The organism is Streptomyces sp., from assembly GCF_036566765.1.
In the GTDB taxonomy this organism is placed as follows: Bacteria; Actinomycetota; Actinomycetes; order Streptomycetales; family Streptomycetaceae; genus Streptomyces.
On the sequence record NZ_DATCVQ010000643.1, the window covers coordinates 1 to 10,264 of the forward strand.

Annotated in this window: 9 protein-coding genes and 1 riboswitch; of the genes, 6 read left to right on the plus strand and 3 right to left on the minus strand. The window is 70.7% G+C overall.

All coding sequences use genetic code 11. The annotated features are described in order from the left end of the window. The first annotated feature begins 318 nt into the window (after nucleotides 1-318). The 6 genes from VIU94_RS37420 (at nucleotide 319) to VIU94_RS37445 (ending at nucleotide 7,373) form a co-directional block, all read left to right on the plus strand. The gene (locus VIU94_RS37420; RefSeq protein WP_331918820.1) at nucleotides 319-1,083 is read left to right on the plus strand and encodes a GntR family transcriptional regulator; all 765 of its coding nucleotides are present in this window, start codon (nucleotides 319-321) and stop codon (nucleotides 1,081-1,083) included. 143 nt (nucleotides 1,084-1,226) lie between these two features. Next, nucleotides 1,227-1,481: a DUF3311 domain-containing protein gene (locus tag VIU94_RS37425; RefSeq protein ID WP_331918822.1), complete on the plus strand. Its 255-nt coding sequence runs from the start codon at nucleotides 1,227-1,229 to the stop codon at nucleotides 1,479-1,481. Next, nucleotides 1,478-3,100, plus strand: a complete 1,623-nt coding sequence (gene mctP, locus VIU94_RS37430; protein WP_331918824.1) for a monocarboxylate uptake permease MctP — start codon at nucleotides 1,478-1,480, stop codon at nucleotides 3,098-3,100. The genes VIU94_RS37425 and mctP overlap by 4 nt, the downstream gene beginning before the upstream one ends. Before the next feature lie 49 nt (nucleotides 3,101-3,149). Then, complete coding sequence (locus VIU94_RS37435; protein WP_331918826.1) at nucleotides 3,150-3,653, plus strand: GNAT family N-acetyltransferase; 504 nt, start codon at nucleotides 3,150-3,152, stop codon at nucleotides 3,651-3,653. Nucleotides 3,654-3,727: 74 nt separating this feature from the next. After that, nucleotides 3,728-3,852: riboswitch (cobalamin riboswitch) on the plus strand. A gap of 138 nt (nucleotides 3,853-3,990) precedes the next feature. Then, a complete protein-coding gene (locus VIU94_RS37440) occupies nucleotides 3,991-6,357 on the plus strand; it encodes a ribonucleoside-diphosphate reductase subunit alpha (RefSeq protein ID WP_331918828.1) in 2,367 nt (788 codons plus the stop codon). After that, nucleotides 6,357-7,373 (plus strand): ribonucleotide-diphosphate reductase subunit beta, encoded by a 1,017-nt coding sequence (locus VIU94_RS37445; RefSeq protein ID WP_331918830.1) that lies wholly within the window; start codon nucleotides 6,357-6,359, stop codon nucleotides 7,371-7,373. Before VIU94_RS37440 ends, VIU94_RS37445 begins: the two co-directional genes overlap by 1 nt. A 73-nt stretch (nucleotides 7,374-7,446) precedes the next feature. On the opposite strand, the gene def is transcribed toward VIU94_RS37445, so the two are convergent. From def to VIU94_RS37460, 3 genes are all read right to left on the minus strand, one after another. Continuing rightward, entirely contained in the window at nucleotides 7,447-8,076 is a 630-nt protein-coding gene (gene def / locus VIU94_RS37450; RefSeq protein WP_331918832.1) for a peptide deformylase, read from the minus strand. A 61-nt stretch (nucleotides 8,077-8,137) separates the two neighbouring features. Further along, the gene (locus tag VIU94_RS37455) at nucleotides 8,138-9,118 is read right to left on the minus strand and encodes a tetratricopeptide repeat protein (RefSeq protein WP_331918834.1); all 981 of its coding nucleotides are present in this window, start codon (nucleotides 9,116-9,118) and stop codon (nucleotides 8,138-8,140) included. Between the two features lie 79 nt (nucleotides 9,119-9,197). Next, nucleotides 9,198-10,264: HD-GYP domain-containing protein (locus VIU94_RS37460; protein WP_331918836.1), on the minus strand; the 1,067-nt coding region annotated here is incomplete at its 5' end.

Genomic DNA, 10,264 nt, shown 5'->3' on the forward strand with positions numbered 1-10,264 from the left:
ACCAATGGTGTAGACCAGTGAGGGGAGCTTGGCCCAGACCAATAGGGCTGTCAAGGGTGTTCCAGCAGGCTCCGGGCGTCCGTGATACGACCGAGATATGCAGGGACCTTTCATTGCCCAAGCGACAGATCGGACGTACCAGTTGAGGTGGACCACCGGCTCCGGAACGGCGCGGTGGACTAGACCAACACAGGTCCCGACGGTATACAGAGGGGATCACGGAGCGTGCGGCACACCCGGTACGCTGCCGTGCCACGATGTGAGCCGTGACCGACGGGATGTCGGTCGCTTCGGCAACCGGAGCCGGGAAGGCAGACCATGAGCACCGACGTCAGCAGTGCGGAGAACGAGAACGGCGCCACGGTCCGTACCGCCCGCGTGCCCAAGTACTACCGCCTGAAGAAGCACCTGCTCGACATGACGGAGACCCAGGCGCCCGGTACGCCGGTCCCGCCCGAGCGCACGCTCGCGGCGGAGTTCGACACGTCGCGCACCACCGTGCGCCAGGCCCTCCAGGAACTGGTCGTCGAGGGCCGCCTGGAGCGCATCCAGGGCAAGGGCACCTTCGTCGCCAAGCCGAAGGTCTCGCAGGCGCTCCAACTCACCTCCTACACCGAGGACATGCGCGCCCAGGGTCTCGAACCCACCTCGCAACTGCTCGACATCGGCTACATCACCGCCGACGACCGGCTCGCCGAACTCCTCGACATCACCGCGGGCGGCCGGGTGCTGCGCATCGAGCGCCTGCGCATGGCCAACGCCGAGCCGATGGCCATCGAGACGACCCACCTCTCCGCCAAGCGCTTCCCGGCCCTGCGCAGGTCACTGGTCAAGTACACGTCCCTCTACACGGCGCTCGCCGAGGTCTACGACGTCCATCTCGCCGAGGCCGAGGAGACCATCGAGACCTCGCTGGCCACCCCGCGCGAGGCCGGGCTGCTCGGCACCGACGTGGGCCTGCCGATGCTGATGCTCTCGCGCCACTCGCTCGACGCCCAGGGCGAGCCGGTCGAATGGGTCCGCTCGGTCTACCGCGGCGACCGCTACAAGTTCGTCGCCAGGCTCAAGCGCCCCAACGGCTGACGCCCGCCCGACGGCTGGTCCTGACCGACGGCTGATCCTGACCGAGTCCCGTCCGTTATCCGGAACGGGGTTCCATGCAGCGGAACCGTCCCCTAGATTTCCTGGCCATTACACAGGTGATCACTGAGGGGACGGTTCGCCGCATGTCAGAAGTGACGCAACAAAAGCAACCAACGGTCACACCGGTCCGGGTGGTTGTGGCGCTCTGTCTCGTCGCGCCGTTCGTGGCCATGCTCTGGGTCAGCTCGTACGCCAAGGTCGAGCCGGTCTTCGCGGGCATCCCGTTCTTCTACTGGTACCAGATGGCCTGGGTCGTCATCTCGACCGCGCTCACCATGGTCGCGTACACCCTCTGGCAGCGCGACCAGCGCGCCCGCAAGGCAGGTGAGTCGAAGTGAAGGACGGCGTGAACGGCGTCGCACTCGCCGTCTTCATCTTCTTCTTCCTGGCCGTCACGGTCATGGGCTTCCTCGCCGCGCGCTGGCGCAAGGCGGAGAACGAGCACAGCCTCGACGAATGGGGCCTCGGCGGCCGCTCGTTCGGCACCTGGGTGACCTGGTTCCTGCTCGGCGGCGACCTCTACACCGCGTACACGTTCGTCGCCGTCCCGGCGGCGATCTACGCGGCGGGCGCGGCCGGCTTCTTCGCCGTGCCGTACACGATCCTCGTGTATCCGCTGATCTTCACCTTCCTGCCCCGGCTGTGGTCGGTCTCGCACAAGCACGGGTACGTCACCACCTCCGACTTCGTCCGCGGACGCTTCGGCTCCAAGGGCCTGTCACTGGCGGTCGCCGTCACCGGCATCCTCGCCACCATGCCGTACATCGCGCTCCAGCTGGTCGGCATCCAGGCCGTCCTGGACGTGATGGGCGTGGGCGGTGGCGAGAACACGCACTGGTTCGTCAAGGACCTGCCGCTGCTGATCGCCTTCGGCGTGCTCGCCGCGTACACGTACTCCTCCGGCCTGCGCGCCCCGGCGCTGATCGCCTTCGTCAAGGACACGCTGATCTACATCGTCATCGCGGTGGCGATCATCTACATCCCGATCAAGCTCGGCGGCTTCGACGAGATCTTCGCCAAGGCGGGCGAGGCGTACGCGACCGTCAACCCGGCCACCGGCAAGCCGAAGGGCGCGCTGGTGCCCGGCGAGATGGGCCAGTGGGGCTACGCGACGCTGGCGCTCGGCTCGGCGCTCGCGCTGTTCATGTACCCGCACTCGATCACCGCGACGCTCTCCTCGCGCAGCCGTGAGGTGATCCGCCGCAACACCACGATCCTGCCGCTGTACTCGCTGATGCTGGGTCTGCTGGCGCTGCTCGGCTTCATGGCGATCGCCGCCGGGGTCAAGGTGAAGAACGGCCAGCTCGCCATCCCGCAGCTGTTCGAGAACATGTTCCCGGACTGGTTCGCGGGCGTCGCCTTCGCCGCCATCGGCATCGGCGCGCTGGTCCCCGCGGCCATCATGTCGATCGCCGCGGCCAATCTCTTCACCCGCAACATCTACAAGGACTTCCTGAAGCCGGACGCGACTCCGGCCCAGGAGACCAAGGTGTCCAAGCTGGTGTCGCTCCTCGTGAAGGTCGGCGCACTGGCCTTCGTCCTGACCATGGACAAGACGGTCGCCATCAACTTCCAGCTGCTCGGCGGCATCTGGATCCTGCAGACCTTCCCGGCCCTGGTCGGCGGCCTGTTCACCCGCTGGTGCCACCGCTGGGCGCTGCTCGCCGGCTGGGCCGTCGGCATGGTGTACGGCACGGCCGCCGCGTACGGGGTGGCCAGCCCGACCCAGAAGCACTTCGGCGGCTCCTCCGCCGAGATCCCGGGCATCGGCGAGATCGGCTACATCGGTCTCACCGCGTTCGTGATCAACGTGGTCGTCACCGTCGTCCTGACCTTCGTCCTGAAGGCCGTCAAGGCTCCCGAGGGCGTCGACGAGACGTCCCCGGCGGACTACACGGCGGACGCCGGCGACGCGGGCGTGCAGACCGATCCGCAGAAGGCGGGCGCCGGTCACTGACCGTGAAATGAGGTGGGCCCGGGCAGCCGGCCCGGGCACACTGACGTCCATGGACTTCGTGATCAGAGCGGCGCTCCCCGAGGAGTACGAGCTCCTCGGGGAGATCACCGCCCAGGCCTATCTCGCGGACGGACACCTCGACTTCGGCGAGGACGACGAGTACCTGCACGTGCTGCGGGACGTCGCGGGGCGGGCCGCGGCCGCCGAGGTGCTGGTCGCCGTGGACGCCTCCGGCACGCTGCTCGGCGGGGTGACCTTCGTCCCGTCCGGCGGCCCGTGGGCCGACATCGCGCGGGCCGGCGAGGCCGAGTTCCGGGCGCTCGCGGTCGCCCACGAGGCCCGCGGCCGGGGCGTCGGCGAGGCGCTCGTGCGGGCCTGTGTGGAGCGGGCCCGGGCTGCCCCGGGCTGCGTACGGATCATGCTGTCCACCCAGGCGGGGATGGCCACCGCGCACCGGATCTACGAGCGGCTGGGCTTCGTCCGCACGCCGGAACGGGACTGGAAGCCGATCCCGGACATGGATCCGCTGCTCACCTACGGCCTGGAACTCTGAGCGGGTGCGCCGACGGCAAGTCTGCTGAGCGACACAACATGTGGGGGGTGCTCCGAGGAGCGCCCCCCACATGTATGCTCAAGCTCGCTGTCGCCGCAGGGGAATCCGGTGCGAATCCGGAACTGTCCCGCAACGGTGTGCTTCGGGTGCGTTCGCGCACCGGCCGAGTCCGAAGACCTGCCGACGGTGCGCCCGGTCCGACCGTTCCGGGCGCCGACTGACGTCCGGGCCTCGCGGAGTGGGCCGGTGGACGCGGCGCCTCCGCGCGTACGGATGCCCGCCTGCCCGCCTTCCCTCCCACCGTGGCCACGAGCGCCGAGCGAGGGAGAGCCCCCACGTGACCATCGCGCCCGCCCATCCGGCTTCGGCCGAGGCTTCCGCGGTCGAGAGCGACGGCCCCGGGACCGCACTGCTGCGGACCCTGACCGACCTCACCGCCGATCTCCCCGACACCGACCCCGGCAAGGTCGCCGCCGCCGCGCTGCGCGGCCGGCACTCCGGTTCGGACGAGGCGGAGCTGCGCGAGCTGGCCACCGAGGCCGCCGCCGGTCTGATCGCGGAGGACCCCGCGTACTCCCGGCTCGCCGCCCGGCTGCTCACCCTCACGATCGGTCAGGAGGCGGCCGGCCAGGGGGCGGTGTCGTTCTCCGCGTCCGTCGCCGTCGGCCACCGCGAGGGCCTGATCGCCGACCGCACCGCCGACTTCGTCGCCCTGCACGCCGCCCGCCTGGACGAGCTGATCGACCGGGCCGCCGACGACCGCTTCGGCTACTTCGGTCTGCGCACCCTCTACTCGCGCTACCTGCTGCGCCACCCGATCACCCGCAAGGTCGTCGAGACCCCGCAGCACTTCATGCTCCGCGTCGCCTGCGGTCTCGCCGAGGACGACAGCAGCCGGGCCGTGGACGAGGTGGCGGCGCTGTACGGGCTGATGAGCCGGCTCGACTACCTGCCCTCCTCCCCCACGCTGTTCAACTCCGGCACCCGGCACCCGCAGATGTCCTCCTGCTATCTGCTGGACTCGCCGCTGGACGAGCTGGACTCGATCTACGACCGCTACCACCAGGTCGCCCGGCTGTCGAAGCACGCCGGCGGCATCGGCCTGTCGTACTCCCGCATCCGCGCCCGCGGCTCGCTGATCCGCGGCACCAACGGGCACTCCAACGGCATCGTGCCGTTCCTGAAGACCCTCGACGCCTCCGTCGCCGCCGTGAACCAGGGCGGCCGCCGCAAGGGCGCGGCCGCGGTCTACCTGGAGACCTGGCACGCGGACATCGAGGAGTTCCTGGAGCTGCGCGACAACACCGGCGAGGACGCCCGCCGGACGCACAACCTCAACCTGGCGCACTGGATCCCGGACGAGTTCATGCGCCGGGTCAACGCGGACGCCGACTGGTCGCTGTTCTCCCCGGCGGACGTGCCGGAGCTGGTCGACCTGTGGGGCGAGGAGTTCGACGCCGCGTACCGCAAGGCCGAGGCGGCGGGCCTGGCCCGCAAGACCATGCCGGCCCGTGACCTGTACGGCCGGATGATGCGGACCCTCGCCCAGACCGGCAACGGCTGGATGACCTTCAAGGACGCCTCGAACCGCACGGCCAACCAGACCGCCGAGCCGGGCCACACCGTCCACTCCTCCAACCTCTGCACGGAGATCCTGGAGGTCACGGACGACGGCGAGACGGCCGTGTGCAACCTGGGCTCGGTCAACCTCGGCGCGTTCGTCGACACGGCGAGCGGCGACATCGACTGGGAGCGGCTCGACGCGACCGTCCGCACCGCCGTCACGTTCCTCGACCGGGTCGTCGACATCAACTTCTACCCGACCGAGCAGGCCGGCCGCTCCAACGCCCGCTGGCGGCCGGTGGGCCTGGGCGCGATGGGCCTCCAGGACGTCTTCTTCCAGCTGAAGCTGCCCTTCGACTCGGCCGAGGCGCGCGCCCTGTCCACCCGCATCGCGGAGCGGATCATGCTCGCCGCGTACGAGGCGTCCGCCGACCTCGCCGAGCGCAGCGGCCCGCTCCCCGCCTGGGAGAAGACCCGCACCGCCCGGGGCGTCCTGCACCCGGACCACTACGACGTGGCCCTGAACTGGCCCGAGCGCTGGACCGCGTTGCGCGAGCGGATCGCCGCCGTCGGCATGCGCAACAGCCTGCTGCTCGCCATCGCGCCGACCGCGACGATCGCCTCGATCGCGGGCGTGTACGAGTGCATCGAGCCGCAGGTCTCCAACCTGTTCAAGCGCGAGACGCTGTCCGGGGAGTTCCTCCAGGTCAACTCGTACCTGGTGGCCGAGCTGAAGAAGCTCGGCGTCTGGGACGCGCAGACCCGCGAGGCGCTGCGCGAGTCCAACGGCTCGGTGGCCGGCTTCACCTGGGTCCCGGCGGAGGTGCGCGAGCTGTACCGCACGGCCTGGGAGATCCCGCAGCGCGGCCTGATCGACATGGCCGCCGCGCGCACCCCGTTCCTGGACCAGTCGCAGTCCCTGAACCTGTTCCTGGAGACGCCGACGATCGGCAAGCTGTCGTCGATGTACGCGTACGCCTGGAAGCAGGGCCTGAAGACGACGTACTACCTGCGCTCCCGCCCTGCGACCCGGATCGCCCGCGCGGCCCAGGCCGCCGCCCCGATCCCCGTACAGGCGACCCCCGAAGAGGCCGTCGCCTGCTCCCTCGAAAACCCCGAGTCCTGCGAGGCCTGCCAGTAATGAGCACCGACGAACAGAAGAACCTCCTCGACCCGGGCTTCGAGCTGACCCTCCGCCCCATGCGCTACCCGGACTTCTACGAGCGCTACCGGGACGCGATCAAGAACACCTGGACCGTGGAAGAGGTCGACCTCCACTCGGACGTCGCCGACCTCGCCAAGCTCACCCCGGGCGAGCAGCACATGATCGGCCGTCTGGTCGCGTTCTTCGCGACCGGCGACTCGATCGTCGCGAACAACCTGGTGCTGACGCTGTACAAGCACATCAACTCCCCCGAGGCGCGCCTGTACCTCTCGCGCCAGCTGTTCGAGGAGGCCGTGCACGTCCAGTTCTATCTGACGCTGCTCGACACCTACCTGCCCGACCCGGAGGACCGCGCCGCCGCGTTCGCCGCCGTCGAGAACATCCCCTCCATCCGCGAGAAGGCGCAGTTCTGCTTCAAGTGGATGGACTCGGTCGAGAAGATCGACCGCCTGGAGACGCAGGCCGACCGCCGGCGCTTCCTGCTGAACCTGATCTGCTTCGCCGCCTGCATCGAGGGCCTTTTCTTCTACGGCGCGTTCGCGTACGTGTACTGGTTCCGGTCCCGCGGCCTGCTGCACGGCCTGGCGACCGGCACCAACTGGGTGTTCCGCGACGAGACGATGCACATGAACTTCGCCTTCGAGGTCGTGGACACCGTCCGCAAGGAGGAGCCGGAGCTCTTCGACGACGCGCTGCGGCAGGAGGTCGTCGACATGCTGAAGGAAGCCGTGGAGGCGGAGCTCCAGTTCGGCCGCGACCTGTGCGGCGACGGCCTGCCGGGCATGAACACCGAGTCGATGCGCGCGTACCTCCAGTGCGTCGCCGACCAGCGGCTGACGCGCCTGGGCTTCGCCCCGGTGTACGGCTCGGAGAACCCGTTCTCCTTCATGGAGCTCCAGGGCGTCCAGGAGCTGACCAACTTCTTCGAGCGCCGCCCGTCCGCCTACCAGGTGGCGGTCGAGGGCTCGGTGGACCTGGACGAGGACTTCTAGTCCCGCCGGAGAACAGCGAAGGGCCCCGCTTCGGGGGGAGCGGGGCCCTTCGATCTGTGCGTACGGCGCGAGATCAGTCGTTCGGGACGGTCTCGTAGCGCGGGGTGCCCTCTTCCATCTGGCGCAGGGCGTCCTTGCGGTCCCGCTTGGAGAGACGGTCGATGTACAGGTAGCCGTACAGGTGGTCCGTCTCGTGCTGGAGGCAGCGGGCGAAGTAGCCGGTGCCGCGCACCTTGATCGGGTTGCCCTGGGCGTCCTGGCCGTGGACCTCCGCGTAGTCCGGGCGGGCCAGCTCGGCGTAGGCGGTCGGGACGGAGAGGCAGCCCTCGTTGGACTCGTCCAGGACGCGCAGCTCGGCCGGGAGCTCCTGGAGGACCGGGTTGATCACGACACCGGTGTGCCGCACGCCCTCGTCGTCGGGGCAGTCGTAGACGAAGACCTTGAGGTCCACGCCGATCTGGTTCGCGGCCAGGCCGACGCCCTCCGCCGCCTTCTGGCTGGCGAACATGTCGTCGATCAGCGCCGCGAGCGAGTCGTCGAACTCGGTGACGTCCTTGCACTCCTTGTGCAGCACGGGGTTGCCGACGACGGTGATCGGCCGTGCCGTCCCCCGCTCGCGGTACGCGAGCTCACGCGCCTCGCAGTCCTCCGTGTCGACGACGAACCCGTCGTTCACCTGCTCGTCCGTCTGCTGCTGCGCCATGTGTGCCGTACGCCTTCCTCAGAACCCCGGTAATCGGTCCCGTACAGCCTACGGGCAATGCTCAGCAGACCTCTTCCAGATCCCGCCACTCCCGGCTGTCCGGGCTGTCCGCGACCCAGCCGTCGAGCAGCCCGCGGACCAGGCCGGCCGGGGCGGCGAGGCCGCACTCCCGCTCGGGGACCCACAGTTCGCCGGGCGAGCGGTGGCCCAGCGGGCCGGGGTGGCCGGGCTCGGAGTGGTCGTGCGGGTCGAGGTGCTCGCCCTCGCCCTCGGCGCTCGGCATCGTCGACTCCGAGCAGGCACGGCAGAGCAGCCGGACCGAGGACGACCAGTCCTCCGCGGCGAAGCCGGCGTCCGCGGCGAGCTGTTCCAGCGCGTCCCGGTCGGCCTCGGTCGCGGCCTCCAGGAGCACCACCCAGGTTGGCACGGGCGACGGCGCCCACAGCTCGATCTCGTCGAAGACCGGGTAGGAGGGACCGGCGGTCGTCGTCCGCTCCCCGTTGGGCACGCCGTCGTGCAGCACGACCTCGCCCCAGCGCCGGCCGGAGGACGGCAGCGGGATCGACAGGATCTCTATGCGGGCCGGGTCGAGCCGGCGGCCCCACACCACCTCGGCCTCGCCCTCCGGCGACAGCCGCACCGCGGCGCTGCCCAGCTCCATGCCGGCCGGCTCACCCGTGCCGGCGGAGGCCCCGGGCACCTTCAGCCCGTACGCCTGCCAGGCGCGGCGGGCCAGCGGCCAGTCCTGCAGAGCCGTGGCGGCGATGCCGACGTTCCACCAGTCGGGAGCGCCGGTCTCCTTGTCGAGCAGCGCGACCGCGCGCAGACCGGCGGCGCGGGCCTGCTCCCAGTCGTGCCGGAACTTGTGCAGCAGCGCGAGGTTGAACCAGGACTCCGAGAGCCAGGGCTCCAGATCCGCCGCGCGGGTGAGCAGCGCGCCCGCGTCCTCGTACCGTCCGTCGCCGATCAGCGTGAACGCGCGGTCGGTGGCCTGCCGCCACGAGGCGGAGGGCCGATGCCGTACCTTCCCGAAGATCCTCACGATTCCCGCCTGCCGGTCGCTTCACCCTCTTGTTCGCATCCAACCATGCCCGGTTGGACGCGCGCTCATTACCCATGGGTTACCCAGGCCGACGAGGGGCGACGCCGCCGTTCGCGAGAACCCGGGCGAGCGACTCGACGACCTCCGGGCAGTGGTCCCGGGCGGTGCCGAGCCGCAGCCGTTCCAGGGCGGCGAGCCCCCCGCCCGGGCCGTCCCCGGCGAGATCGTCGTAGGCGTTGACGGTGCGGACGATCCGGGCGGGCACCGGCTGTTCCCGGTACGGGTCGGCCTGCCGTTCCACGACGACGGCGACGGCCTCGTGGACGCCCGTCCGGCGGACCACCGCCCCGCCGAGCAGGGCGATCCGGCGCTGCTCCTCGGCGGGCAGGACGGCGGTCGCGCCGGACGGGACGGGGTCGACGAGGGAGAGCTGGCCGATGTCGTGCATCAGGGCCGCGTACTCCAGGACGGTCAGCTCGGGCCCGGACAGACCCAGCTCGCGCCCGACGGCGGCGCTGAGCGCCGCGACCCGGCGGGCATGCCCCGGCGGGGTGTATCCGGCGATCTCGGTGGCCCGGGCGAGGGAGGCGATGGCCTGGCCGTTGGTGACGCGGACGGCCGCGTACCGGCGGAAGGAGACCTGGGTGAGCAGCAGCGGCACGCAGAACACGGGCAGCGCCCACAGCCCGGCGGCGGCGACCCCGAGGGCGATCACCGCGCCGGTCGCGCAGACGGCGGAGCCGATGCCGATCAGCCCGCGCAGCTCGTCGCGCAGCAGGGGACCGTACGGGGGGTGGGCGCCGGCCCGGGCGCGCAGCAGCAGCGCGCCGAGGACGGCGTCGCACAGTGCGGTCAGCCCGAGCAGGAGCAGCAGGAACAGGGCGTGGGCGGCGCCCTGTCCGAGGTACCGGTCGAGCAGGCCCGCGTTGTAGAGGGGCTGGAAGCAGAGCGCGGCGAAGCCGACGGTGAGGATGCGCCGGGCCAGGTGGTCGAGGTCCGGTCCGCGCCCCCGGGCCAGGTGCGGCACGGCCCCGGCGAGACCCGCGGCGACGACGACGGCGACGATCTGCGGGACGCCGTGCGTGGTGTCCGTGCCCGCGCTCTCGCCCAGCAGCGCGTACGCGAGCGCCCCGGCGGCGGCGAGCG

What these genes read in the sequence shown, in the direction of transcription:
- VIU94_RS37445 (WP_331918830.1), top strand. Translation starts at nt 6,357, where the DNA reads ATGAGCACCGACGAACAGAAGAACCTCCTCGACCCGGGCTTCGAGCTG.
- VIU94_RS37420 (WP_331918820.1), top strand. Translation starts at nt 319, where the DNA reads ATGAGCACCGACGTCAGCAGTGCGGAGAACGAGAACGGCGCCACGGTC.
- VIU94_RS37435 (WP_331918826.1), top strand. Translation starts at nt 3,150, where the DNA reads ATGGACTTCGTGATCAGAGCGGCGCTCCCCGAGGAGTACGAGCTCCTC.
- VIU94_RS37425 (WP_331918822.1), top strand. Translation starts at nt 1,227, where the DNA reads ATGTCAGAAGTGACGCAACAAAAGCAACCAACGGTCACACCGGTCCGG.
- def (WP_331918832.1), bottom strand. Translation starts at nt 8,076, where the DNA reads ATGGCGCAGCAGCAGACGGACGAGCAGGTGAACGACGGGTTCGTCGTC.